Source organism: Vibrio sp. D173a, assembly GCF_030248475.1.
Genome location: NZ_JAHGAH010000108.1, coordinates 22,945 through 48,527, shown reverse-complemented (window position 1 = coordinate 48,527; position 25,583 = coordinate 22,945). Strand labels below are relative to the sequence as shown.

Annotated in this window: 19 protein-coding genes and 2 pseudogenes; 10 read left to right on the top strand and 11 right to left on the bottom strand. The window is 45.4% G+C overall.

Annotated elements, in window-relative coordinates; genetic code table 11:
• Positions 1-58: 58 nt before the first annotated feature.
• Entirely contained in the window at positions 59-1,162 is a 1,104-nt protein-coding gene (locus KIV40_RS12140) for a mechanosensitive ion channel family protein (RefSeq protein WP_285349423.1), read from the bottom strand.
• A 349-nt stretch (positions 1,163-1,511) separates the two neighbouring features.
• On the opposite strand from KIV40_RS12140, the gene KIV40_RS12135 reads away from it, so the two are divergent.
• Positions 1,512-1,859, top strand: a complete 348-nt coding sequence (locus tag KIV40_RS12135; RefSeq protein WP_005432247.1) for a helix-turn-helix transcriptional regulator — start codon at positions 1,512-1,514, stop codon at positions 1,857-1,859.
• 78 nt (positions 1,860-1,937) lie between these two features.
• Here KIV40_RS12135 and lldD read toward each other — a convergent pair whose 3' ends face one another.
• The gene (gene lldD / locus KIV40_RS12130; RefSeq protein ID WP_285349420.1) at positions 1,938-3,077 is read right to left on the bottom strand and encodes an FMN-dependent L-lactate dehydrogenase LldD; all 1,140 of its coding nucleotides are present in this window, start codon (positions 3,075-3,077) and stop codon (positions 1,938-1,940) included.
• A 123-nt stretch (positions 3,078-3,200) separates the two neighbouring features.
• On the opposite strand from lldD, the gene KIV40_RS12125 reads away from it, so the two are divergent.
• Complete coding sequence (locus KIV40_RS12125; RefSeq protein WP_255986021.1) at positions 3,201-3,362, top strand: hypothetical protein; 162 nt, start codon at positions 3,201-3,203, stop codon at positions 3,360-3,362.
• Positions 3,363-3,365: 3 nt separating this feature from the next.
• On the opposite strand, the gene KIV40_RS12120 is transcribed toward KIV40_RS12125, so the two are convergent.
• Complete coding sequence (locus tag KIV40_RS12120; RefSeq protein WP_285349417.1) at positions 3,366-5,057, bottom strand: L-lactate permease; 1,692 nt, start codon at positions 5,055-5,057, stop codon at positions 3,366-3,368.
• A gap of 157 nt (positions 5,058-5,214) precedes the next feature.
• Between KIV40_RS12120 and KIV40_RS12115 the strand changes: the two are divergent.
• Positions 5,215-6,114: pseudogene (locus tag KIV40_RS12115) on the top strand (LysR family transcriptional regulator).
• A 137-nt stretch (positions 6,115-6,251) separates the two neighbouring features.
• Positions 6,252-8,291, top strand: a pseudogene (locus KIV40_RS12110) (prolyl oligopeptidase family protein).
• Between the two features lie 246 nt (positions 8,292-8,537).
• Here the strand turns inward: KIV40_RS12110 and KIV40_RS12105 are convergent.
• Both KIV40_RS12105 and KIV40_RS12100 read right to left on the bottom strand, forming a co-directional pair.
• Positions 8,538-10,169 carry an ABC transporter ATP-binding protein gene (locus KIV40_RS12105; RefSeq protein ID WP_285349415.1) on the bottom strand — a complete coding sequence of 544 codons (1,632 nt, stop codon included), beginning with the start codon at positions 10,167-10,169 and terminating at the stop codon, positions 8,538-8,540.
• Positions 10,170-10,248: 79 nt separating this feature from the next.
• Entirely contained in the window at positions 10,249-10,746 is a 498-nt protein-coding gene (locus tag KIV40_RS12100; protein ID WP_005432238.1) for a hypothetical protein, read from the bottom strand.
• Positions 10,747-10,944: 198 nt separating this feature from the next.
• Between KIV40_RS12100 and KIV40_RS12095 the strand changes: the two genes are divergently transcribed.
• The 3 genes from KIV40_RS12095 (at position 10,945) to KIV40_RS12085 (ending at position 16,525) form a co-directional block, all read left to right on the top strand.
• On the top strand, positions 10,945-13,305 hold the full coding sequence (locus tag KIV40_RS12095; RefSeq protein WP_285349413.1) for an ATP-binding protein: 2,361 nt from the start codon (positions 10,945-10,947) through the stop codon (positions 13,303-13,305).
• 226 nt (positions 13,306-13,531) lie between these two features.
• A complete protein-coding gene (locus KIV40_RS12090) occupies positions 13,532-15,160 on the top strand; it encodes a methyl-accepting chemotaxis protein (protein WP_103413918.1) in 1,629 nt (542 codons plus the stop codon).
• 417 nt (positions 15,161-15,577) lie between these two features.
• A complete protein-coding gene (locus tag KIV40_RS12085) occupies positions 15,578-16,525 on the top strand; it encodes a porin (RefSeq protein ID WP_285349411.1) in 948 nt (315 codons plus the stop codon).
• Between the two features lie 111 nt (positions 16,526-16,636).
• Here the strand turns inward: KIV40_RS12085 and KIV40_RS12080 are convergent, their stop codons facing one another.
• The gene (locus tag KIV40_RS12080) at positions 16,637-17,374 is read right to left on the bottom strand and encodes a flagellar brake protein (RefSeq protein ID WP_375164827.1); all 738 of its coding nucleotides are present in this window, start codon (positions 17,372-17,374) and stop codon (positions 16,637-16,639) included.
• Positions 17,375-17,520: 146 nt separating this feature from the next.
• Between KIV40_RS12080 and KIV40_RS12075 the strand changes: the two genes are divergently transcribed.
• Complete coding sequence (locus KIV40_RS12075) at positions 17,521-17,796, top strand: GNAT family N-acetyltransferase (RefSeq protein WP_134976153.1); 276 nt, start codon at positions 17,521-17,523, stop codon at positions 17,794-17,796.
• Positions 17,796-18,782, top strand: a complete 987-nt coding sequence (locus KIV40_RS12070) for a phosphotransferase (protein WP_285349429.1) — start codon at positions 17,796-17,798, stop codon at positions 18,780-18,782. The genes KIV40_RS12075 and KIV40_RS12070 overlap by 1 nt, the downstream gene beginning before the upstream one ends.
• 107 nt (positions 18,783-18,889) lie before the next feature.
• Here the strand turns inward: KIV40_RS12070 and KIV40_RS12065 are convergent, their stop codons facing one another.
• Both KIV40_RS12065 and KIV40_RS12060 read right to left on the bottom strand, forming a co-directional pair.
• A complete protein-coding gene (locus KIV40_RS12065; RefSeq protein WP_010645171.1) occupies positions 18,890-19,390 on the bottom strand; it encodes a GNAT family N-acetyltransferase in 501 nt (166 codons plus the stop codon).
• 418 nt (positions 19,391-19,808) lie between these two features.
• Complete coding sequence (locus KIV40_RS12060) at positions 19,809-20,555, bottom strand: metalloregulator ArsR/SmtB family transcription factor (protein ID WP_285349407.1); 747 nt, start codon at positions 20,553-20,555, stop codon at positions 19,809-19,811.
• 335 nt (positions 20,556-20,890) lie between these two features.
• Here KIV40_RS12060 and KIV40_RS12055 point away from each other — a divergent pair, with 335 nt between their 5' ends.
• Positions 20,891-22,072, top strand: a complete 1,182-nt coding sequence (locus KIV40_RS12055; RefSeq protein ID WP_285349406.1) for an MFS transporter — start codon at positions 20,891-20,893, stop codon at positions 22,070-22,072.
• Positions 22,073-22,192: 120 nt separating this feature from the next.
• On the opposite strand, the gene KIV40_RS12050 is transcribed toward KIV40_RS12055, so the two are convergent.
• From KIV40_RS12050 to KIV40_RS12040, 3 genes are read right to left on the bottom strand one after another with little or no spacing between them, the layout of a single operon-like run.
• Positions 22,193-23,032 (bottom strand): energy-coupling factor transporter transmembrane component T, encoded by an 840-nt coding sequence (locus tag KIV40_RS12050; protein WP_285349405.1) that lies wholly within the window; start codon positions 23,030-23,032, stop codon positions 22,193-22,195.
• Complete coding sequence (locus KIV40_RS12045; RefSeq protein WP_285349404.1) at positions 23,029-24,810, bottom strand: DUF3744 domain-containing protein; 1,782 nt, start codon at positions 24,808-24,810, stop codon at positions 23,029-23,031. The genes KIV40_RS12050 and KIV40_RS12045 overlap by 4 nt, the downstream gene beginning before the upstream one ends.
• A gap of 6 nt (positions 24,811-24,816) precedes the next feature.
• Complete coding sequence (locus tag KIV40_RS12040; protein ID WP_005432209.1) at positions 24,817-25,365, bottom strand: ECF-type riboflavin transporter substrate-binding protein; 549 nt, start codon at positions 25,363-25,365, stop codon at positions 24,817-24,819.
• Between the last annotated feature and the right edge of the window lie 218 nt (positions 25,366-25,583).

The window sequence follows — 25,583 nt, the reverse complement described above, 5'->3', positions numbered from 1 at the left end:
ACAATTAACGAAAAAGCCCGCTTATAAAAAGCGGGCTTTATGATTTCTCTGGCTGTGTTCAGAAGCCATTGTCTTCTTGTGCTTGAGCTTTTGCCATTTGAAGTGGGTCGAGCTTGAGCGTTTGTGTTGGGAACGCGATATCCGCCTCGTGCTTCTTAATGATCGCCATCACTTCGAGCAATACATCTTGCTTCACCTCGTGGTAGCGAACCCAGTTCACTGTTTTGGTGAAGGTATAGATAAAGAAGTTAAGGGATGACGCTCCAAACGCATCAAAGTTCACGATGAGGGTCTGGCGTGTATCGATGTCTTTGTGATTTTTTAGCATTTCACGCACTTCATCAATGATCACTGGCACTTTGCCCGCATCGTCGTAACGTAGGCCAATCGTTTCAAAGATTCGACGGTTCAACATGCGTGATGGGTTTTCTACTACGATGTTACTGAAGACAGAGTTTGGTACGTACAAAGGACGCTTATCGAAGGTGCGAATGCTGGTCATACGCCAGCCGATACGCTCCACCGTGCCCTCAATTTGACGGTCAGGAGAGCGGATCCAATCTCCAACTTTAAACGGGCGGTCAAAGTAAATCATCAACCCCCCAAAGAAGTTAGAAAGCAGATCCTTTGCGGCCAAACCGACAATCAAACCACCGACACCACCGAAAGTCAGTAAGCCAGACAGGCTAAGGCCAAATGCCTGCATTACCGTAAGAACGCCAATAACGATAAAGAACAGACGTGCAACTTTCGCCACGGCTTGTACTGTGGTCTCGTCACGGGTTTTCTGTTCGAGAACGTAATCTTCGACGTTGGTGATGAGGCGCATCACGACCCAAACTAAGATGCTGATCACGAGGATGAGTTTGAGGGTACTGAGCCAGTTGAACTCATTACCTAACTCACTTTGCAGTACGATGCCAAGCGAGACCGTTGCTGGCCAACACCAGATCAAAGTACTGATTGGCGTTTTGAGTGCTTCGAGTAAAAGATCATCCCAATGGAAAGAGGTTTTCTTAAATAAAATCTCGAGACGAGAATAGAGGATGCGCCAAGTAACCCAAGCAAAAAAGCTCGCGATTGTTATGAACAGTACGCTGCTGCTCCAATCTTGATGGTTCGCCATGACGTAAGTTTGAAGTTCTGTAAACCACTGTGGCATAAGTAAAGTTTCATTTTTTAGAACAATGGGTGAAAGGTAGCAGAGTTTGAGTTTTCGCCCTAGTAAAATGATGTGATCCGAAAAATCAACGTTCATCTTTTAAGTACGAAAAAGTAAAGGATGAGTGTTTAGTTAAGTGTTAATGATTTTTGTGTAAATACAAGTTAATGACAGGAAAGGTGAAATGCAAATTATGTGTCGCTCGGTTAGTCCCGTGTGATGAAACTCGAAGTTTGAAAGATAAGCGCTATTATTCGAACCATCAATTGTAGGTTCTTTGACTCATCGCTAACATTTATCAAGTTCAATTATGAGACTTTAAGGTTAATTTGATATGCGGAGATGAACCATGGAATTTACAGAGCTAGATAGAAATGCGCTCTACGACATTTGGATGTCGCAAAAAGCAAAAATGCACCTTACCCAAATGGAAATGGCAAAACGTCTAGGTATTAGTCTGCATGAGTTCTCTTCTTTGTTACGCGGCAATGCTCCGCTAACTCTGGGTTTTGTTAAACAGCTATGTGAGCAATTACACGTTCGCCCTGGACAAGTTATTCCATCCTTGACTGAACGAGATATCTCCGGTTCTGGTTCGGTATATTTGCAAAACCGCATTACTGTCGACGGTGAAATCCGCAACGTGTTTGTTGAAGGCAATCAGGTTGTGATTGAGTACGAGCACCACGTAAGCTGATACGAATGAACAGACAAAAAAGCGAGCTTGAAGGCTCGCTTTTTTATTTTCATGCTGCTGGCAGGAAGTTATTTAAGCTTATGGCATTTTTACCAGTGAATCACGCGATAGGTCAGAGATGGTTTTCGCTCCTGTAAGTGTCATTGCTACGCGCATCTCTTTGTCATATAGGTCGAGCAAGTTTTCCACGCCAGCACCACCTTGAGCTGCTAGAGCGTAAACAAAAGAGCGACCAAGTAGCGTACAGTCTGCGCCAAGTGCCAGCATACGAACGACATCCAAGCCAGTGCGTATACCTGAATCGACGAAAATCTTCAGGTCACCTTTTACGGCATCTGCAATGCTTGGCAGCGCTTTTGCTGTAGAAAGCACACCGTCCAGCTGGCGACCACCGTGGTTTGAAACGATAATACCATCCGCACCAAAGCGAACCGCGTCTTTGGCATCTTCTTCATCCAAAATACCTTTGATGACCATCGGACCATCCCAAAAGTCACGAATCCACTCTAGATCTTTCCAAGAGATTGAAGGATCGAAGTTTGCGCCCAGCCAGCCAATGTAGTCTTCCAACTTGGTCGGCTCGCCACGGTAAGTGGAGATATTACCTAAGTCGTGAGGTTTACCCAGCACGCCGACATCCAGTGCCCAGCTAGGATGAAGCATAGATTGGAATACACGGCGCATCGCCGCATTTGGACCACTCATACCGGAGTGCATGTCACGGTAACGCGCGCCTGGCACTGGCATATCCACAGTGAAGACCAGCGTTGTTACGCCAGCGGCTTTCGCGCGCTCAAGTACGTTCTTCATAAAGCCACGGTCTTTTAGAACATACAGTTGGAACCACATTGGGCGTTCAATCGCAGGTGCCACTTCTTCAATTGGACAAACGGAGACGGTCGACATAGTGAAAGGAATGCCTTTCTTTTCTGCCGCTTTTGCTGCTTGAACCTCACCACGTCGAGCGTACATACCGGTCAGGCCAACAGGCGCTAGAGCAATAGGTATCGCCAGCTTTTCACCGAAGATTTCCGTTTCTAAGCTTAGCTCACTCATATCACGCAGAACACGTTGGCGTAGTGCTACGTCACCTAGGTCATCGGTGTTGCGCTTCAATGTGCGCTCATCGTATGAACCGCCATCAATGTAATGGAAAAGGAATGGAGGCAGCTTGGCTTTCGCAGCAGCGCGGTAATCTGTAGAAGCAGAGATAATCATATTCGTGTGTCCTGGCTGTTATTCTAAGATTGCGTCCTGAGTCAATGAGCACCTGCTCTGTCAGTGTTTCACTGACTGCCATACTTTCGGCAGTCGACATCAGAATAGAGTATAGATAAGTGATTGAGCTGTGAGACATTCCATACACGGAACAATCAATTATCTGCACTGAAAAAGACTGGCACATCGGTCGGGGGATTGATGCAGCAAGCCACACCAAAAGTCGGGGTAGTAGTGCTGACCGCTGTGCCAGAGAAAGTGCAGGGCGGGGGAGACCCTGCGTAAGTGTTACTTCATTAAAGCGTCGGTGATTTGGAATCCGTAAATCAGAATCAGACCGATGATGCCTGCGCCCACCAAGTAGTAGAACGTTGGGATAATGGTCTTGCGAAGCGTTGCGCCTTCTCGTCCTAGCAGGCCAACTGTTGCAGAGGCCGCCACAACGTTGTGGATGGCAATCATGTTACCGGCAGCCGCACCAACCGCTTGAAGGGCCACCACAATGGCACTTGAGATAGTCAGTGTCTGCGCCACTTCGAACTGGAACTGGCTGAACATCATGTTCGACACAGTATTAGAGCCGGAGATGAATGCACCAAGGGCACCAACAGTAGCACTCAACGCCGGGAATGCTGAGCCAACGAGGTCTGCTGCAAAGTTCGCCGTAGTGACTGGCATACTTGCTAGCTCGGCTCCGTTAACACCTGAGTTAATAAAGATGCGAACCATAGGGATGGTGAACACAAGAACGAAACCTGCACCTATCAGTGTCTTGCTTGATTCGCCAAATGCTTTGCCTAGTGACTTAGCGCCGCCACCTTGTAGAAGAACCGCAAGTAACGCTACGAAGACTAAGATGCCACCCGGAAGGTATAAAGGTTGAATTGCTGTGCTGATGCCTGTTTCGCCAAGAATATTACCAAACGATAGGCTTACGCTCTTGAGTAGACCTTTAAACTCAGGGCATACGCGACTTGCCACTAGGATAACCGCTAGCATTACGTAAGGTGCCCAAGCCTTGGTTAGGCTCATTGGTTTACCTGGGGTGTCATCCAGATTGATCTTTATAGAACCGAGCCATTCTGCTGGCCATTTATCTTCGCTCTCGAAGTCCCACTTGGTTTTTGGAACGAGAAAACCTTTTTTCGCGGCTGTGACTACAATCGCCAGACCAACTAGACCACCGATTAATGATGGGAACTCAGCACCTAGGAACACACCTGTCAGTGCATAAGGAACGGTAAAGGCAACGCCTGCGAATAGCGCGAAAGGTAGGATGTCTAGGCCTTCACTCCAGCTTTTGTTCTTACCAAAGAAGCGAGTCAGCATCATTGCCATGAGTACAGGAATGAGAGTACCAACCGTTGCGTGAATCATGGCTACGCTTGCGGTGATTTGCTGTAGGTACGCGTCCCATGTTGAGCCATGAGCAACCAGTGCTTCACCAATGTTGTGCGTATCTAAACCTTTGTTCACTCCTACGATGATTGGTGTTCCAACCGCACCGAAAGATACTGGCGTAGATTGGATCATCATGCCCATCAGTACCGCTGCAAGCGCAGGGAAGCCAATGGCGACCAATAGAGGAGCGGCGATAGCAGCAGGTGTACCGAAGCCAGATGCACCCTCAATGAATGAGCCGAAACACCAAGCGATGATGATGGCTTGAACGCGACGGTCGGCTGAAATATCAGTAAACCCATTGCGAATCGTGGTGATCGCGCCAGTGTGTTTTAAAGTGTTGAGCAAGAAGATGGCACCAAACACGATCCATAGAACAGAGACGGTAATGCCTAATCCTTGAAAGACAGACGCCAGTACGCGAGTAGCTGACATATCCCAAAACATTAGGGCGATAGCGACGGTTAGACCGAACGCAATAGGCATGGCTTTTTTAGCAGGCCAGTTGAGACCAACCAATAATATGGCGGCGACAACTATTGGCGAAAACGCCATAAGGGCAAGTAGGGTTTCACTCATTGGTACATCCTCGTACGCTGACTTCTCGAACCGCTTTATGCTGTTGAGATGATTTTTGTTGTAATGGTTTTGTTAATTTGGCGTGAATTTACCCCTATATTTTTTGTAGATATAGGGAAATAATGAAATTGATTTATTCCAAAAGTGACATAATAGAATGCGTGCAGATGATCTAATCCTGTTCTCACAGGTGATAGAAATGGGCAGTTTTAGTAAGGTGGCTGAAGAAAATAACCTTACAAATTAAGTAGTTAGTAAAAGAATTGCGCGGCTAGAAGAAGAGATAGGTGCTCAGCTATTATATCGAACAACGCGTAAATTGACCCTGACCGAAGCAGGGAAGGTTTTGTTACACAGTGCTAAAAATGTGAAGCAAGCCACTCAGGAGGCTATGGATGCAGTTTCAGGCTTTGGTGAGAATGTCAGCGGTCATATCAAAATGTCGGTGCCGACTATCTCGGGTGACTTGATCTTGGCGGACGCCGTTGCCGAGTTTTGTAATATGCATCCAGGTTTAACCGTCGATATGTCGCTTGATAATCGCTTTGTTGACTTGGTTGCTGGTGGCTTTGACTTGGTGATTCGAACTGGTTATCTAGAAGATTCCAGCTTGATTGCGCGTCATATTCTTGATTCACAATGGGTGGTTTGTGCCTCGCCTTCTTATATTGTCAAAAATGGCAAACCGATTGAGCCCATCGACTTAACCACGCACAACTGTTTGCAATACGCCTATCAAACTACCGGTGCTACCGATTGGCAGTTCAAAGGCAAACAGGGTGACTACATCGTCAAAGTGTCGGGCAGCTTCTCTACGGATAACGCTACCGCATTAAGAAAAGCAGCACTGGGTGGGCATGGTATCGCCTACGTACCGCGTTGCTTGGTTTATCACGACATTCGTAGTGGTGAGCTGGTGGATATTTTCCCTGAGTTGGTCGGCAAAAAGCTCGGTATCTACGCGGTTTATCCTTTTACTCGTCAGCCTCCAAACAAAGTAAAGCTCTTGATTGAGCACATTCGAGAACGATACCTAACTATCTCGCATTACTTTTAGGCAGTTCATAAATACAAGAAATGTTTCAATCTATTGGTTGAAATTCTATACCTGAGCCCTAAGGTAGGTATTGAGAATAAATCTCAACAAAATAATAAAACAAAACACTCAACTTCAAACGGAGTAACACGGACGTTATGCATTACCCAAAAACTCATAAAGATTCTGTCGTCGACACTTATTTTGGTCACGACATCGCAGATCCATATCGCTGGTTAGAAGACGATATGAGCCAAGAAACCTCAGAATGGGTTTCGGGGCAAAACTCAGTGACCTTCGATTACTTAGGTCAAATCCCTTTCCGCCAACAAATTCGCGATTTAGTGGCGAACAGTCAGAACTATGAAAAGTACTCTCAACCTTTTGTTCATGGTGAATACACTTACTTCTATAAAAATGATGGTTTGCAGAACCAGAGCGTTTTATACCGTCGCAAAGGAGAGGAGGAGGCGGAAATCTTTCTCGATCCGAATACTTTTTCAGAAGAAGGAACGACATCGCTTGGCGAAGTGAAGTTCTCTAAAGACGACACACTTGTGGCTTATTCCATTTCTGAAGGTGGTAGCGATTGGCGTAAGATCTTCGTCATTGATGTCGAAACTAAAGAGCAGCTTGAGCCTGAAATTGTCGACGCCAAGTTCACCACTATTTCTTGGCTTGGTAACAAAGGTTTTTACTACGCAAGCTATGATAAACCACAGGGCAGTGAGCTTTCGGCTCGTACTGAGCAGCACAAGCTTTACTACCATGAGTTAGGTACTCCGCAAAGTGAAGACAAAGTGGTCTTTGGTGCGTTGGAGCCACAAAAGCATCGTTATGTAGGGGGAGTGACCACCAAAGACGATCGTTTCTTGATTATCACTGGTGCGGAATCTACATCAGGAAACCGACTGTTTTATGTGGATCTCACTTCAGAAGAGCAAGACGTTATCACGCTTCGAGATACAACCGATGGTGATACTTATTTGATTGATAACCAAGATGACACTTTAATCTTCTACACCAACTTGGATGCGCCTAACGGCAAAGTGGTTGGCTACAACATTCAAACTCAACAATGGACAGAGATCATTGCTTAACAGGAGCAACCACTGGATATCAGCAAAGGTGGTGGTTACTTGTTCGCGACTTACATGGTCGATGTTTTGTCTAAAGTTCAGCAGTTTACTTATCAAGGCGAGTTAGTACGTGAAGTGACTTTACCTGACCAAGGCACCGTATATGGCTTGCAAGGCAAAGCAGAAGATAAGACGCTTTACTACTCTTTTACCAACTACGTGACGCCACCAACCATTTTCTCTTTTGATGTAGAAAGTGGTGAGCCAACGCTTTATCAGGAATCGAAAGCACCGTTCGACCGTAAAGAATACGAATCTCAACAAGTGTTCTATACCTCGAAAGACGGTACAAAGGTTCCGATGATCATCTCATATAAAAAAGGCACCAAACTCGATGGCAGCGCACCAACCATGCTTTATGGCTATGGTGGCTTCAATATCAGCTTGACGCCGATGTTCTCAGGGAATGTCGCGAACTGGTTAGAACTTGGTGGCATCTACGCAGTCGCTAACATGCGTGGCGGCGGTGAATATGGTAAAGCTTGGCACAACGCGGGTACTCAACAACAAAAGCAAAACGTATTTGATGACTTCATTGCCGCGGCGGAATACTTGATTGAACACGACTACACCAGCTCAGAGCGCCTTGCGATTCGTGGCGGCTCAAATGGCGGTTTATTGGTCGGTGCGTGCATGACTCAACGACCAGAGATGTTTAAAGTGGCTATTCCTGCGGTTGGTGTATTGGATATGCTTCGCTACCACACCTTTACTTCTGGTGAAGGTTGGAAATACGATTTTGGTACTTCTGAGCAAACCGAGGCGATGTTCCAATATCTACTTGGGTATTCACCAGTGCATAACGTGAGAGAGGGAGTCTCGTACCCTGCTACGCTTGTCACGACAGCAGACCATGATGACCGTGTGGTACCTGCCCACTCATACAAGTTCATCGCGGAGTTGCAAGACAAGCATCAGGGAGACAATCCTGTGCTGATCCGTATTGACGTGAACGCAGGTCATGGTGCGGGGATGCCGCTGAGCAAACAAATCGACCTAACTACCGATGTTTATGCGTTTGCTCTGCACAACATGGGTATCGAGAAGCTCGATATTTAATGAACGTATTCTGTTACTGATAGCGAAATGCCAGTTAACAGAACCGCAATAAAAAATGCCGCGATATCCATCGCGGCATTTTTCATGGCTGGGGGAACTCAATTTGATCGCTAGGGTGACTAAGCCTAACGTTGAACCAACCAGTCTCGGCGGCCAAACCGAATGGCAGCTATACCATTTTCGTAGTTATGGCGAAAAATTCGCCATACTTTAATCCTAGTTTATGAATATGAAATTGTGATGAATCTAGGCTGCATCATGTTGATTTTCATTGTTTTCAAGATCAAATGAGGCATCAATCAGCTTTATCGTGTAATCGCTTTTTGGATTATGGAAGATCTCTTCCGCCGTACCTTGTTCCATCACTTCACCCTTTTGCATGACTAACACACGATCAGACAGTGCTTTCACAACAGAGAGATCGTGGCTGATGAACAAGTAGCCGATGTTATGCTTCTTCTGCAGATCTTTCAGAAGATCAATTACGGTCAGTTGAACGGAGCGGTCCAGTGCCGACGTGGGTTCATCAAGCAGAATGAAAGAGGGTTCCAGAATCAACGCGCGCGCGATCGCAATACGTTGGCGTTGACCGCCAGAAAACTCGTGTGGGTAACGGTTAATAGATGCTGGGTCTAAGCGCACCTCTCGCAGAACATCACGTGCTTTTTGCATTCGTTCTGCTTTACTCATTTGAGGTTGATGCACGGTGAGAGCTTCCGTGATGATGTCACCAACGGTCATTCTTGGTGAAAGTGAACCGTATGGGTCTTGGAAGACCATTTGTACGTCTTTCTTCAGTTCGAAACGTTCTTTGTCCGTCAGAAGTGCTAGATCTTGCCCTTTAAACTGAATTTTCCCGGTTGAGGGCAACAATCCGATCAAGGCTCGGCCAAGCGTTGATTTGCCTGAACCAGATTCACCCACGATACCTAGCGTTTCACCCTGTTTTAGTTCTAAAGAGATACCTTTTACGGCCTCAAAGTATTCGTTCTTACTTGCGATAAAGTGAGGCTTAATAAGAAATTTAACGCGAATATCATCGGCTTTAAGCAGTTCAGTTGCCCCTTCTTTAATGGGATCTTTACTGCCTTTTGGAATCGAGTTAATCAGCATCTTAGTGTAATCATGCTGAGGATCAGAAAAGAGTGTTTCTGTGATGCCTTCTTCGACCACTTTACCTTTACACATCACCAAGACTCGGTCAGCAAAGTGTTTCACCACACCTAAGTCATGAGTAATGAAGAGAATCGCCATGCCCATTTTCGCTTGGATCTCTTTGATCAAATAAAGCACTTCAGCTTGAACGGTCACGTCGAGCGCCGTTGTTGGTTCATCGGCGATCAGAATGTCGGGCTCGTTAATCAAAGCCATGGCAATCATGATGCGTTGCAACTGACCGCCGGAGAATTCATGTGGATACTTGTCGTAAGCTTGTTGCGGGTTTGGTAAGTGCACTAAATCGAACAACTCGAGAACTTTTTGCTTCGCTTGTTTTTTGCTCACTGGACGATGGCACATGATGGCTTCGGCCACTTGAATACCCACACGCATGTATGGATTTAGCGAAGTCATGGGTTCTTGGAAAATCATACCAATACGATCGCCGCGGATACTCTGCATTTGGCGTTCGGATTTATCTAGGATTGATTCGCCTTCAAAGACGATAGAGGAATCGGCGTGCAAAATGGCATTATCTGGCAGCAACCTCATCAACGCATTGGTCGATACCGATTTTCCTGAACCAGATTCGCCTACGATAGACAGCGTTTCACCAGCTTTAAGATCAAAGCTAACATTCTTTACTGCATCGACGATACCATCGTTTGTCGTAAAGCTGACAGACAGGTTGTTCACCGAAAGAATGGTTTGTGTGGACATCACGTTTCCTTGTGTATCGAGTTGTTATTACTGTTACTGCCTTTCACGTTGGCAGAAACCTATACCGGGTTATCCCTGCCTAGTTATACAAATGAGACGTCCCAGCTTCTGCTGCAGTCATTGCTTGCAGATACAAGAATTGCTCATGAGCACGAGTGACATGGTCGAGTTCGATCATCCACTGAGCATTGCGCTGCGCCGAGCAAAATGCGGCCATGTGCGCGAGTAAATCTTCACTTTGCTTACTCAATAACTGGCTAACTCGGCCAATCAAATCATGGCTTTCGAGTTGTAAGAACTGGAACAGAGCGTACGATTGGTTAAGGGCTGAAAACGCCTCCTGCTGCATTCCAAGTTTATTGAGAATTTCAGATTGGGCTACGCTGGCATCGCGCAAACCGCTGATGAGACATACAAACTGGCATGGCTTGGTAAGGTCGTTTTCGAGTGCGGAGTGAATGTGATTTGGCAAATGGCTGAGAACATCTTCATACAAGCGATGAGCTTCTGGCCAATGGCCTTGTTCCATCAGCTGTTCTGCTTTTAAGTAGCGCATCCAGCATTGCTCAATATTCATCTTCATCTCCACAAAATTCGATTTGAACAGATATTAAATGAAATTAATTATCAATTGCAAGTGCGACTTGTTTTCACTTTAAATGGCGTACAGCTGTTCGTAAAATGTCCAAACGAACCAGTGTGGAAGATAAATCACTTAAATTTAAACAAATAATCTCTACACTGAGGTAAAGACAATAAGAAAAAGGAGGCGAGTATGGCAGTACAAAGATTGGAACCTAAACAGCTGTATTCTGTAGCTGAGTTAGAGAATATGCCATGTAAGTCGACCAAGGAATTACCTCCGATTGACGAGATTGTTGGGCAAGAACGCGCACAAAAAGCGGTTGAGTTCGCTATGTCAATCAAGGAGAAAGGGTACAACATCTACGCCATTGGTCAGAATGGTCTGGGCAAGCGCACCATGATTTTGCGCTACTTAAACCGCCATCAGCATGATGATGCGGCTCTGTTTGATTGGTGTTATGTCGCGAACTTTGAAGACACGCGCACACCAAAAGTACTGAAACTGCCTTGCGGTATCGGCAACAAGCTTAAAGTCGATATCGAAAAACTGATGGGCAAGCTACTGAATGCACTGCCTCTCGCTTTCGATAACGAGATGTACTACAGCCGTGCCGATCGCCTAAAAAACCAATTGGCGAACAAGCAACAGTCAGAATTGGATACCATCAGTAAAGAAGCCAAAGAGAAGGGCATTAGCCTAACGATCACTGCGCAAGGTGATTATCAATTTGTGGCTATGAATGGTGAAGAACTGCATACCGAAGAGTCTTTCGATGAGCTAAGCAAGAAAGAGCAGGAATACTTCGGCAGTAGCATTGATGAGCTGGAAGTGAGCTTACGTAACATGGTACGTGAGTTAACCGAGTGGGAAGACTCGTTCAGTGAGAAGATCAAAAAGCTTAACGATGATGTGACGTTGGATGTGATCACTCACTTCATCAAGCAGTTGAAAGTGGATTACGCTGAGTACCCAGAAATCAAAACTTACCTAACCGATCTACAAAAAGACATTGTTGAAAACGCTGAGATCTTCTTAGAGCAGAGTGGTGAGCAAGGTGAGATTGCGACCGCTTCTCTGGATAAGAAATTGCCACGTCGTTACAAAGTCAATGTGCTGGTGAATCGCAAAAACAGTGAGTTCCCTATCGTGGTAGAAGAGAATCCGAACTACCACTCGCTGTTTGGTTCGATTGAAACCGCAACCTTCAAAGGTACGGTATTCACCGATTTCTCTTTGATTCGAGCGGGTAGCTTGCACAAGGCGAACGGTGGTGTGCTATTGATGGATGCACAAAAGGTACTAGAACAGCCTTACGTGTGGGACGGATTGAAGCGTGCTTTACGCTCTCGTCAGTTGAGCTTCACGTCACTAGAGAAAGAAGTAACGCTGACTGGTGCCGTTTCGCTTGACCCTGAGCCGATTCCATTGGATATCAAGATCATCTTGTTTGGTGATTACCGTACATACCAATTGCTGCAACACTACGATCCGGAGTTTGGTGAGCTGTTCCGAGTAACGGCGGATTTCGAAGACGAAATGAAGCGTACGCCGGATTCAGAGCTGCAATACGCACGCTTTATCTCTAGTGTGGTGAACGACAACAACATGCTGCACTGCGATAAGAAAGCCATTGCGCGCATTATCGAGTACAGCTCACGCTTGTCTGGTGACCAAACCAAGCTTTCGTTGCATTCTGCCAACATCGCTAACCTATTACGTGAGTCTAACTACGTTGCTCGCCAAGCGAATTCCAACATGATCCGTATCGGACACGTGGAAGAGGCTTTGAGCAACCAAGAAATGCGAGTTAGTCGTTTGCAAGATAGCGTGATGGAAACATTCGTCAATGGCACAACCTTGATTCACACTGATGGTTCTGCTGTTGGCCAAGTCAATGCTCTCTCGGTACTGAGCACCAGTGATCACATGTTTGGTGCGCCAAACCGAATTACTGCGACGACGTGTTACGGCGATGGAGACGTGATTGATATCGAACGAAGTGTCGACCTTGGCGGCAGCATCCACTCTAAAGGTGTGATGATTCTGTCTGCTTACTTGTCGTCTGTGTTCGGTAAGACTGCACGTGTGCCACTAACCACCACAATTACCTTTGAGCAATCGTACGGTGGTGTTGATGGCGATAGCGCAAGTATGGCTGAGTTCTGTGCTGTGGTATCTGCGTTCTCGAAACAGCCAAACCGTCAGGATATTGCGATTACCGGTTCAATGAACCAATTCGGTGAAGCGCAACCTATTGGCGGTGTGAACGAGAAGATCGAAGGCTTCTATGATGTGTGTGAAATCAAAGGGCGTCATGCGGGGCAAGGGGTGATCATCCCACGTTCCAACGTGCATAATCTAATGCTTCGTCCTGACATTGTGAAAGCAGTAGAGAAGGGGGATTTCCACATCTGGGCAATCGATCACGTCACCGAGGCTGTTGAGCTATTTACCGGTAAAGCGGCGGGCGAAGCAACAGAAGAAGGAACTTACCCAATCGACACCATTTTTGGGTTGGCACAAGCTAAGTTAAATGCGCTGAGAAAATAAGCGATCGTTGACTTAAAAGTTTATAGAAAGACGTATAAGCTTTCATAACTTGTCACAACGACAATATCCTGACGTAAAGTCGGGATATTGTCGTTAAAGCCATGAAATTGATGGCTTTTTACTCTGGACAAAAATGTGATCTACCTCTAGTATTTGCCTCCTTGTCTATTCGTCTGGGAATAATCCCATCGCAAGGAAGCCAACACTCAAATACCTGAGGTTACTCATGCAGCTATCACTGAAAAACTTGTCGGTACGAACGCAAGTTTTGGTTCCAGTTCTATTCACCGCGATCACTCTGTTTATTACATTGTGGATCACTCAAAACAACCTAGAAGCAGAGCAAGAATTGGTTGCTTCTAACTCCGATTCTCTCGTGTTTTACAAAGACACGCTGGCTCAAATTGATGACCAAGTTTACCCATTACGCATAAGCGCGGTTTACGCGATCTACGATGCTGCTCGTCGTGATGCGTTTCTTACTGAACTGAAAGCGGGCGCAAAAGCCATTGATACAGACCTTGATCTTATCGATGCACGCGGTACGTTCAGCAAAGACGCGGAGAAGGTTCGTCAAAGTATCGATGCTTACATTGACTACTCGACTCGTGCTGTTGAATTCTTTAACCGCCATGACCGTGGTTTAGTGTCGGATAACGAATACACAAACTTCATCTCAGGTTACCGCCGTGTGGGCAACGAAATGGTTGCAACCATCAACGCACTATCACAGCGTGTGAATGAGATTGCTACGGAAGCAACTGCAGCAAGCGCACGCCAGCATACTCGCGTACAAAACAATGCCATGATGTCAGTGATTGCGGTATTTGCATTTTCTTTACTAGGCGCTTGGTTCCTATCTGGCATGATCGTAACGCCAATCCAAAAACTGCAAGAAGTGATGCGTAAGCTAGCAGGTGGTGACCTGTCGGTACGTGCAGACATTGATGGCGACAACGAAATTTCTCAGCTAAGCAAAGACGTAAACCAAACAGCGAAACAGCTTCACGATACGGTTGATCAATTGATGCGCATCAGTGAAGAAGTCGCTTCTGCTTCAACTGAGCTTGCAGCAGTAATGACGCAAGCAGAAGCAAATGCTCAGCAAGAGCTAGCGGAAATCGAGCAAGTTGCGTCGGCAGTCAATGAGCTAGCGAGCACGGCTAATAACGTAAGTGATAACGCGACATCTGCAGATGCAACAGCACGTGAAGCTGACGGCCTAGCGCAATCTGGCTTAGCGATCTTCCAAGAGAGTGCACAAGCAAGCGAGCAAATGTCTCAAGCACTGAACGATGCTGCGCAAGTGGTTCTGCGTCTAAAAGAGCAATCCGTTCAAATCAACGACGTTATCGAAGTGATTCGTGGCGTATCTGAGCAAACGAACCTTCTAGCGCTAAATGCCGCGATTGAAGCCGCGCGTGCTGGTGAATCTGGCCGTGGATTTGCCGTGGTAGCTGATGAAGTGCGTATGCTGGCTGCTCGTACACAAGACTCTACGCAAGAAATCTCATCTATCATTGAAGAGCTTCAAGCGCAGTCTGGTCTAGCCAACGACAGCATGCAGGTGAGCCTAGAGATGCTTAACCGCAACAACGAGTTGACTCAACAAGCGAACGACGCACTGATCGGCATTACAGAGTCGGTAGCGAATATCAACGACTCGAACACGCAAGTGGCGACTGCGGCGGAAGAGCAGTCTCAAGTAACACAAGACATCAACCGCAATGTCGTTAACATGTCTGAGCTTGTGAACCAAAACGTAGCGGGCATTAGCCAAAGTGCGAGTGCAAGTACGGAGCTTTCTCACCTTGCAGAGAAACAAAAAGAACAGTTGAGCTTCTTCAAGCTATAAGCATTAAGTAGAAACCTTAAGCAATACAAACTGACGGAATATAACCAGAATCCCTGAGCCTTGGCCTGGGGATTTTTTTATGAAAAGTGAAGTAATGACTCAATTAACAGTAATTAAAACAGTCAGTTAATAAAAATAATGCGTGACTCAAGTCACATTTATAAATGTTAAACCAGACTTTCCAGCGTCAAATGTTTTTTAACGCGCACACATTTTTCTAACTATCCGACAACTTGATGGTTTTGACATATTCATATCGTCACCACTAATGGTGTTTTGTTCAATTTAGGCTGTGTATTCAACTTGTTGCGCTAAAAAGCGCAGCTGCTACTATGCCGCCCGTTTTCTCGTTGGTACAGAAAAGTCCTGTTTTCTGGTGAGAAAATAATGACAAAACAAAGATATGGAAAACTATAAATGAAATTGAAAACTTTAGCTGTAGCAGTGGCACTGTTAGCATCTGGATCTCAAGTTGTCGCTTCAGAACTGTACAACCAAGATGGCACTTCACTAGAAATGGGCGGCCGTGCTGAAGCTCGTCTATCTATGATGGATGGCAAAGCAGAAGACCGTTCTCGCATCCGTCTTAACTTCCTAGGCAAACAGGAAATCAGCGATAGCCTATACGGTGTTGGTTTCTGGGAAGGTGAGTTTGAAACATTCGAAAACGGCGGTGTAGACGGTAACAGCGATCTTGAAACTCGTTACGCTTACGCAGGTCTTGGCGGTAAGTACGGTGAAATCACTTATGGTAAAAACGACGGTGCACTAGCTGTTATCACTGGCTTCACTGATATCATGGCTTACCACGGCAACACTGCAGCACTAAAACTGCCAGTTGCTGACCGTACAGATAACATGGTTTCTTACTCTGGCCAGTTCGAGCAACTAGCAGTACGCGCAAGCTACCGTTTTGCTGATCGCACAACAGATGTGAACGGTTTTGACGACAACGAGCAAGATGGCTTCTCTCTATCTGGTATTTACGCATTCGCTGACACTGGCTTTGAGCTAGGTGCTGGCTTTGCTAACCAAAATGACTTTGATCAGTACATGCTAGCGGCTTCTTACACTGTAGGTAACTTCTACGTTGCTGGTAACTACACAGGTATCGAGAAAGATTCTGACGATTACAAAGGCTACGAACTAGCAGCTGCATACACAATGGGCCAAACAGTGTTCACTTCTACTTACAACAAGGGTGAAGAAGAGAGCGAAGAAACTGTAGAAAACCTAGCGGTTGACGTAACTTACTACTTCAAGCCTAACTTCCGTGGCTACGCGTCATACAACTTCGATCTAATGGACAACGAAGGTTCTAACGAGCAAGACGAACTAGCACTAGGTCTACGTTATGACTTCTAAGTCGATAATGACTGAAAATATACTGCCTTATTCTTAGTCATTTAAAACCCCTTGCCAGATGGTAAGGGGTTTTTCCGTTACAGCGGTAAAATGCAGAAAAGCCGTGTCGCGTTAGCCTTTCAGCTTTAGCTTGGTACCATCGAATTTGAGGTGGCTTAACAGGTTCTTAGCGTTGGCTTTGCCGAAATCATCAAACTCCACGCCGTAACGGGCGTAATGAACCGATTTCTGCAAGTTACAAATTCTCCCCTTCAATGGCGCAAGCATACGACCATTACCTGGCATGGTAATGTCGAGCGTCACCAGATCGCCAACTTGCAATGTTCTGCTCATTGGTGACGTCACGAATCGACAACCGCTTTTAGAGAGATCACGTATCTCACACTCTGCTCGGTATTGCTCAAACTGAAGGCGAGAGCGCAGATTCACTTCGTATCGCACTTCTTTTCTCAGCTGATATACCTGCATGGTATTAGGAAGGTTTAGTACCAATAGTGGGTAGGGGTCGCCTAAACGGTGTTTGAGCTGTGCTCGGAAAGGAATGACGGCACCTTCGCCACGATGGGAGTAAGCTTTTACGTTGATCCAAAAGCCTTCTTGAAAGTAAAACTTCAAATCCTCATCGGAGATATTTGGGATTTCAATCAGCGCGGTATTGTTAGAATGACAGCCCATAAATGTGCTGGTGGTGATGAACTTGGTACCAACGGGCGTGGTGACGTTGAGAGTCACCTCACTGCCGTGTTCTACCATTGCCATTGCATCGGTGCTGTTGAGTGTGCTTGCCTGACGTTCTGGAGCGTTTCTGCTTTGTGGAGATGTTCTCTTATCTCCGGCGCTCGCGGTCATATTTCTCATTATTATTGTCGTGCCTGATGTGAGAAGGTGTTACGCGCTATTATTAGTACGAAGTGACTAGATGATTCGTGGGTATCATTCTAGGCAGTCATATAGTTGGTTTCAATAAAGTGAAAGGGAAAAGTGGGGAGCTGATAATGCAGAAAGTGACACAAGACACAATAAACCAAACTTTTTGGGTCGATTTAGAGAGTAACCACAAAGCGAAGGTGGTTTATAAGCTGGATGGACAGGCGATGCAAATCACGTCGACTTTGATTCCTGAAGAGTTACGGGGTAAAGGTTACGGCAAAGTGATGATGGAGGCCGTCTTGCCAGAAATAGAGGCACAAGGTTATCGCGTTGTACCTGTTTGTCCTTACGTGGTTAAATACATAGCAAGACACCCAGAATGGGCACATTTACTCGCATAATGGAGCCAATGATTAATCCACTATATCAAAGCATCGGTGATGAACTCGAACTTGGTTCGCTTGAACGCATTGATGTCATTCAATCGCTATGGGGTGGTTATGGTGAACTCGTTCGGCTGACTTTCCCATCTCACTCTATCATCGTTAAACACGTTCAACTTCCTAAGCCCTCCGAACACCCTCGAGGCTGGAATACCGATCGCTCGCACCAACGTAAACTGCATTCTTACCAAGTGGAAGTGAGTTGGTATCAGTACTTTAGTCAACGGGTTGATGAACACTGTCGAATCCCTAAAGGGTTAAAGTGTTTTCAGAATGAAAATGAATGGCTGATTGTCATGGAAGATCTCGCTCAGGCTGGCTATCCAAACGTGGTAAAAGACGCGAGTAAAGGGCACTTAAAAGCCTGCTTGACTTGGTTGGCAAACTTTCATGCCCGCTACCTTGGCGTGTGTGATGAAACCTTATGGCAAACAGGCACCTATTGGCATTTAGCCACAAGACCCGATGAACTATCGGTACTGAAGGACGATAGGCTTAAGAATAATGCTGAATTGATTGATCGCACTTTACGTCAGGCGCGTTTTAAAACTTTGGTTCATGGGGACGCTAAACTGGCCAATTTTTGCTTTGACGATGAAGGCTCAGCCGTTGCAGCAGTAGATTTCCAATATGTGGGACATGGCTGTGCGATGAAAGATGTGGCACTGTTTATGAGCAGCGCTGTTGGACCTAGCCAGTGTGCTGAGATGGAAGCTTGGGTACTGGACACCTACTTCAATGCGTTAGCTAAGGCACTTAAACACTATCAACCTGAGCTTGACGTTTCTGTGGTTGAGCAAGAATGGCGACCATTATTTGCTGTTGCGTGGGCTGATTTTCAGCGCTTTGTGAAAGGGTGGAGCCCGGAACACTGGAAGATTAACTCATATACGGAAGCGTTAACTCTGCGAGCACTGGATTACTTAGATTCACTTTATAGCTAAGACGTAAGACATCGTTATTAATTTGATTCTTAGGATATAAGTAGAAAAGAAAACCTCCCATGATGTTTCTGTAAGGAATCGTGGGAGGTTTTTTGTTTGGTGTGGGTTTAGTTTTTCGGTTTTCGAATGCGAGCTAGGCTGTAGGTATTGATAAACTCTCCGTCTCGGAAAGAGGCATCAACTAACTCACCTTCGATCTCAAAACCGTGTTTTTTGTATAAACCAATCGCCGCTTCGTTATCAGTATTCACTTCAATTTGGATGCGTCTTACATTCAGCCAGTTATCTGCTAGTTCCGTCACTGTGCTTATCAGCGCACTGCCAACCCCTAAACCGTGGTACTTATCATGAACACCAATACCAAATGATGCGGTGTGCGAAGTTCTTGGACGTTGTGAGTGATGGAACCCAATGTTTCCTACCACCTTGCCATCGATTTCTGCGACATAGCTATATACACCAGCTGGCATGTTGGATAACCGGTCGACCCACATGGTGACGGATGGCTTCGGGAGTTGCAGGGTTTCACGTTGTGCTTTTGGTTGCGAATAAATTTCGACTAGCGCAGCAGCGTCTTCAACAGTGGTTGGACGAACGATAATTTCCATGCTTCTCTCCTTTGTAGTTATTTGGAATTAAATTCAATCTAACGAGAGAAAGTTACTTTGAATAGTCTTTTTTATCTTTACGCTTCAAATGGCTTTTAAATTAGTATTTTACGCATCTATAACTTTCACTTTTTATAGTGAATTATCATTGGAAATACCAATGAGAGTGATTTTTTGTTGAATTTTTGTGCTAAAGAAATTCACCTTTATGGAGAATAATGGTGAAGTTGTATTAATCAAAATAAACCTATTTTTATCAGAGCTTTAAGCTGCCATATGTAATTAGTTGCTTTTTGTTTTGCTGGGTTAATTCCAAACCATAGAATTGACGAGATCATGACAAGGAGACACTGCTTCCAATAAAAATTTTATGCAGTGCCTCGAGGGGTTGAGAGGTAAATAAAAGAGAGCTAAGCGATTATTGCTCGTTGTTTTGCGCGGCTTTTAAACGTGACTTTTCTGCGTTGATTATGCCTGGGTTCCCAATGCGAACGGTTTGGAGTAAATGTTTAATCCACATAGGCAAAGATGGGGATAAGCGGTAATGAATCCAAAGACCATGTCGGGTATCTTTCAAGAATGTAGTGTCTCTTAGTAAAGCTAGGTGGCGAGAGACTTTTGGCTGGCTTTCATTCAAAGCGTTTTTCAAATCGGTTACGGTTAGATCTTGTTCATCTTCTAACAGCATCAATATCTTGAGTCGCAGCGGATCGCTCATCAGCTTAAAGAAATTGCTCGGATCCACTTGTGTGCGGTTTTCTTCACTGTTGAGGAGTAGAAATAGACTGATTCTCTCAATCAATTCTTTTGCCGTATTGTGGAAAGGTTCGACACCTTCAAGCGGTTTTGGGTCGACGAGGTTCCAATGTAATTGGTCGATGTCTTGGTCGAAGATCACGCATTCATCTTTGGCGTTATCACACAATGTAATGACGAAGTCATAGTGATTCTTTTCCACTTCTGCGTAGTCTTTCGAGCGAAGTCCTTCATGACTTATTTGATGCGCTTTCAATACATCAAACACTCTTGTGTCGACATCACTTGGGTGGACTCCTGCGCTTTCGGCATGGAACATTTCACCTGCCATATGGTTGAAGATCGCTTCGGCAAGTTGTGAACGAGCGGAGTTACCGGTGCAAAGAAACAGGACTTGTTTTTTCATCATATCAAACTATGGATTTCAGAGGCTTGCGTCAAAATGACCATTGATACGCAACAGTATAACCTTCTGAGAGTTGAACAAGAAGCACGTACCTTTCCTTGGTCTATGAGCGGTCAGGCTACGATTCATACGAAGGAATGCGGTCATAATTTTCAACTTGTAAAAATTGTTTTAATTATCATCAAATAAAATGGACGGTAGTGAATTTTTTCTGTGCCATTTTTTCACCTAACCTGATGAAATTAAAAGAAAGTACTAAAAAGGGTTAAATTATAATGATATTGCGAATTTGTTACATTTGGCGGTATGATGGCGGCTTCATATCCTAAGGACTCATCATGAATACGCCACAGAAAAGCTGGAGAACGCCACAAAACTTTCTTCTGCTGATTTCCATTATTGTTCCTATTGCCTTCTCCACTTGGATGGCGCTACTGAACAACTTCGTTATCGAAAAAGCCAACTTTGATGGAGCCGATATCGGTTTACTGCAAAGTGTGCGTGAGATTCCCGGTTTTCTTGCTTTCACTGTTGTGTTTGTTTTGCTGTTTATCCGTGAGCAACGTTTTATGTTGGTCTCGCTCGCCATGCTGACACTAGGCACGGCAATCACAGGTTACTTCCCATCTTTGTTTGGACTTCTTTTTACCACCTTGTTGATGTCGACTGGCTTCCATTATTTCGAAACACTGAAGCAATCTTTGTCCTTGCAATGGCTTTCTAAGGAAGAAGCGCCGGAAATGCTGGGTAAGTTCATTTCGGTTGGAGCCTTAGCCTCACTGTTCACATACGGTGCAATTTGGGTGCTGTTGGAGAAGTTGAAACTGGAATTCAAAACCGTCTACTTATTGGCTGGTGGTATTGGTTTTGTGTTGATTATGATCATGGCGTTTGCCTTCCCAGAATTCAAAACGGAAGTACCACAAAATAAGAAGCTTGTTCTGCGTAAGCGTTACTGGCTGTACTACGCCTTGACCTTTATGAGCGGTGCACGACGTCAAATCTTTACGGTTTTTGCTGGGTTCTTGATGGTTGAGAAGTTTGGCTATTCGGCTGCAGACATTACGCTTCTCTTCTTAATCAACTACTTGTTTAACTTTCTTTTCGCTAAGCGTATTGGACGTTTCATCGGTGTCGTAGGTGAGCGCAAAGCCTTGATGTTTGAATATGTGGGACTGATTTTTGTCTTCGTCGGTTACGGTTTAGTACAAACCGCGGAGTGGGCGGCAGCACTGTACGTGGTCGATCATCTGTTCTTCGCTTTGGCACTTGCAATCAAAACCTACTTCCAGAAGATAGCCGATCCGGCAGACATGGCATCAACGGCGGGTGTGGCGTTTACCATCAACCACATTGCGGCTGTCGTGATTCCAGTAACCTTTGGTGTGATTTGGCTGGTTTCGCCTTCAAGCGTGTTTTACATTGGTGCCGCTATGGCCGCAGTGAGTTTGCTGCTTTCTTTGAACATTCCTGCCAAGCCGGAAGAGGGAAATGAGACTCGTGTGTTGAGATGGAACTAAGTTAGTACTTACTACTCAATAGCTTGGCGCGAAAGCTGGTTATAAAAATGGGATGCAGAGGCATCCCATTTTTATATTCGGTTTTCAACGTGAGACTGGTTTGTTGTAAGACTGGTTCGCTTAGAACGGATACCAAAACAGCTGAGTGTCTATAACGCGTTTGCTAATCGCTGCGGCAACAATCACGACGATGCCTGCCATACACACCATATCGGCTTTGGTCAGCGGCTTTAGGCTGTACCAAGTACGAGAAGAATGATGGCCAAAACCACGCAATGTCATCGCGTTAGAGATTTGGTCAGCGCGATCTAGGCTAGAGAAAATCAAAGGGCCTAAGATCTTAGAAACGTTCTTCATACGGGTATACAACGGCGCTTTCTTACTCAGTTCAACACCGCGAGCTTGTTGAGCATGCATGATGTTGACGAAGTCTTTCTTCACTTCTGGCAAGTAACGCAAGGTCAAACTTACTGCATAGGCGATTTTGTAAGGCACACCCATGCGGTTCAAACTTGCTGCAAACTCAGTAGGGTGCGTAGTAAACACAAAAACCAAGGCAATTGGGAACATACTGAAGTATTTCAGTGTCACGGTGACCAGATAGAACAAGGTCTCTTGGGTGAGTGAGTAATTACCCGGTAACGACAACAATACTGTTGTTGAGCCCATGTATTCACCGCCTTGTTGCGGTGCTAATGCGAACATAAACAGAGCATTAATCAACAAAACGCTGCCTGTACCGATCAGTAAAGGCTTGTACACATGGAAAGGTACCTTGGTCATTTTTAACAAACCAAGACCTACAACGATCAGTAGAGCAATGATGCGCAAATCAAAGGTCGTAAGTACCACCGTTACCCATGCAATGAACATCAAAAACTTGGTGATGCCATTGAGTTTGTGCAGTGGCGATTGGGTATCGATGTAGTTGATACCAAACTTCATCTTGTTGTCTTTCATGCCACTACTTTCTTAATGTTTTTAGCATCATTGATTTGTGAATCTTGAGCTTCTGAAGTTTGTAAATCGGCTTTGTTTTCACGCTCTCGACGTGCTTTTTCAACGTCAATAAAGTGCTGCATAAAGTCGTTCGTGTTCTCAATGCCTAACTCAGTCGCCAGTTCATACAAGCTAGTTGTCGCCAAGTTCGCTTGGTCTAACAGTGCTGGGGAACTAAACACTTCGGTCATTGGTGCGTCGGCAATCAACTTGCTGTCGGCAATCACGATGGAACGAGTGGTGTATTCCAAAACCAAGTGCATGTCATGAGAGATGATCATCACCGTGATGCCAAGTTCACGATTAAGCTTCTCAATAAAGCTCAGCATCGATGTGTAGTTACGGTAATCTTGACCGGCAGTAGGCTCGTCCAGAATCAAAAGCTCAGGCTCTAGGGCAAGAATCGATGCAATCGTCACACGCTTCTTCTGACCGTAGCTTAAGGCCTCAATTGGCCAATGGCGGTATTTGCTCAAACCACACAGCTCGAGGGCTTCCAATACCTTCGCTTCGACTTGTTTCTCTTCAACACCACGGTTACGCAGGCCGAAAGCCACTTCGTCGAAAATCATGTGATGCGAAATCATATGATTTGGGTTTTGCATTACCACGCCAACCTTTTGGCTGCGCTCGAAAATGGTTAGCTCGTTTAAGTCTTGGCCGTTCAAGATCATCGAACCTTGGTCTGGTTCAATCACGCCCATCACAAGCTTAGTGATGGTGGATTTGCCGGAACCGTTTTTACCCAAAACCGAAATGAACTCGCCGCGTTTTACATCGAAGCTAACGTCTTCAAGCGCGTTTTTCTCATCATCGTAGGAATAGGTAAGGTTACGAATAGCCAAAAGAGTCTCGGCTTGCTTTTCAACGTTGGTCGCTTTTGAGGCTTCAAACCATGTGCTGACGGCGGTTTGGTATTGCGCCAATGGCAATGTGTTTAAGCTTGATGGTTTTGCATCGCCTTCAATCGCGCAGCCTGCTTCTTTCAACGCGGAAAGGTAAAGTGGCTCACGAATACCGTATTCCTCGAGAAGAGGGGATGCCAATATCTCATCCGGTGTGGTATCTGCGATGATTTCACCGCTTTCCATTAGAATGATGCGGTCAACAGAGCGGTGCAGAACATCCTCAAGACGGTGCTCGATAATAATGATGGTTTTACCCGTTTCACGGTGCAGCTCATCGATAATCTCGATGGTCTTCTTACCCGTCCTCGGATCAAGGGCAGCGAGTGGTTCGTCGAACAATAAGATGTCAACGTCATCGACTAAAATACCTGCCAAAGAAACGCGCTGTTTTTGACCACCGGATAAATCATGTGGGGAGCGCTCTAACATCTGTTCCAAGTCGACCATTTTGGCTGTAGCTTTGACCAAAGGGTACATGTCGATGTTAGACATCAATTGGTTTTCCAACGCGAATGCGATGTCTTCACCAATACTCAACCCAACAAATTGGCTGTCCGTATCTTGCAGTACGGTACCAACTTGTTCGGTGAATTGGTGCATGTCAAAAGGGGCGGTGTCTTGACCATTGATGGTCAGTTTGCCACTAGTTTCCCCTTTGATAGCGTGTGGGATCAGTCCGTTAAGACATTGGCCAAGGGTAGATTTACCACTACCACTTGGACCGATAATGACGATTTTCTCTCCTTTCTCTATCCTTAGATTGATATTTTTTAGCGTCGGTTTGTCCAGCGACTCATATCTAAAAGAGAAGTTAGAAAATTCGATTGTCATTCGACATTAAGCCTCTGTTAAGTTGCGGCTTTGCTTGTTACGTTTTGCGACAGACTTAAGAATGAAGAAGCCCACAATAGCAATAAGAATAGTGTTACCCAGCGCGATGATCGACAACTGTGTGAATACCTTAGTGAACGGTTCTGCGTACAAAATGGTGTCTAGGAAGGCTGAACAGCCATAACCGAATACGTTGCCCAACAGCGCAAGCACCACGAACAACGCGAAGTCTTTCATATTGAAGTCACCTTTCTCTAAGCGGTTGCGTGTTAGAGAAGGGAAAAGACCGATAATTAAACCGACAATGCCTGAACCAAGTACCCAAGTGAGCCATACGCCCCAGCCTGCAAATAGGTCGGTAACCCAGTGGCCGATAAAGCCAACCAAGAAGCCTACCAGAGGGCCGAATAATACTGAGAACAATGCCAATACCGCCATTGCTGGTTTCAGCGTCGTGTTTGCAAACACAGGGATGCCAAACATTGGCAAACCGCCGATGCCGTATAGTGCAGCACCGATTGCAATAACCACCACGGTTTTAGCAGAAAGATTCATAGATAACCTCAGTTCAATTGTCGATTTTAAAGAACGTTCACTTGCTTTGTTTTGCAGCGCTGATTGTGTAACAAAGTTTGGAAACAACCAAGCTGCTTATTGTTTGCTCTATTTTTCTTCAAGAAATGTGTGACTGAATTCACGCACCTCATTGACTGGCTTAGTTTTTCAGCAAGCATCAAAAATAAGGCGCGCATTATACAGAATATTGATAAAAG

Coding starts and splice junctions, on each gene's coding strand:
- lldD (WP_285349420.1), bottom strand. CDS start 3,077: ATGATTATCTCTGCTTCTACAGATTACCGCGCTGCTGCGAAAGCCAAG.
- KIV40_RS12045 (WP_285349404.1), bottom strand. CDS start 24,810: ATGACAATCGAATTTTCTAACTTCTCTTTTAGATATGAGTCGCTGGAC.
- KIV40_RS12055 (WP_285349406.1), top strand. CDS start 20,891: ATGAATACGCCACAGAAAAGCTGGAGAACGCCACAAAACTTTCTTCTG.
- KIV40_RS12085 (WP_285349411.1), top strand. CDS start 15,578: ATGAAATTGAAAACTTTAGCTGTAGCAGTGGCACTGTTAGCATCTGGA.
- KIV40_RS12060 (WP_285349407.1), bottom strand. CDS start 20,555: ATGATGAAAAAACAAGTCCTGTTTCTTTGCACCGGTAACTCCGCTCGT.
- KIV40_RS12050 (WP_285349405.1), bottom strand. CDS start 23,032: ATGAAAGACAACAAGATGAAGTTTGGTATCAACTACATCGATACCCAA.
- KIV40_RS12135 (WP_005432247.1), top strand. CDS start 1,512: ATGGAATTTACAGAGCTAGATAGAAATGCGCTCTACGACATTTGGATG.
- KIV40_RS12105 (WP_285349415.1), bottom strand. CDS start 10,169: ATGTCCACACAAACCATTCTTTCGGTGAACAACCTGTCTGTCAGCTTT.
- KIV40_RS12075 (WP_134976153.1), top strand. CDS start 17,521: ATGCAGAAAGTGACACAAGACACAATAAACCAAACTTTTTGGGTCGAT.
- KIV40_RS12140 (WP_285349423.1), bottom strand. CDS start 1,162: ATGCCACAGTGGTTTACAGAACTTCAAACTTACGTCATGGCGAACCAT.
- KIV40_RS12120 (WP_285349417.1), bottom strand. CDS start 5,057: ATGAGTGAAACCCTACTTGCCCTTATGGCGTTTTCGCCAATAGTTGTC.
- KIV40_RS12080 (WP_375164827.1), bottom strand. CDS start 17,374: ATGACCGCGAGCGCCGGAGATAAGAGAACATCTCCACAAAGCAGAAAC.
- KIV40_RS12095 (WP_285349413.1), top strand. CDS start 10,945: ATGGCAGTACAAAGATTGGAACCTAAACAGCTGTATTCTGTAGCTGAG.
- KIV40_RS12100 (WP_005432238.1), bottom strand. CDS start 10,746: ATGAATATTGAGCAATGCTGGATGCGCTACTTAAAAGCAGAACAGCTG.
- KIV40_RS12090 (WP_103413918.1), top strand. CDS start 13,532: ATGCAGCTATCACTGAAAAACTTGTCGGTACGAACGCAAGTTTTGGTT.
- KIV40_RS12040 (WP_005432209.1), bottom strand. CDS start 25,365: ATGAATCTTTCTGCTAAAACCGTGGTGGTTATTGCAATCGGTGCTGCA.
- KIV40_RS12065 (WP_010645171.1), bottom strand. CDS start 19,390: ATGGAAATTATCGTTCGTCCAACCACTGTTGAAGACGCTGCTGCGCTA.
- KIV40_RS12070 (WP_285349429.1), top strand. CDS start 17,796: ATGGAGCCAATGATTAATCCACTATATCAAAGCATCGGTGATGAACTC.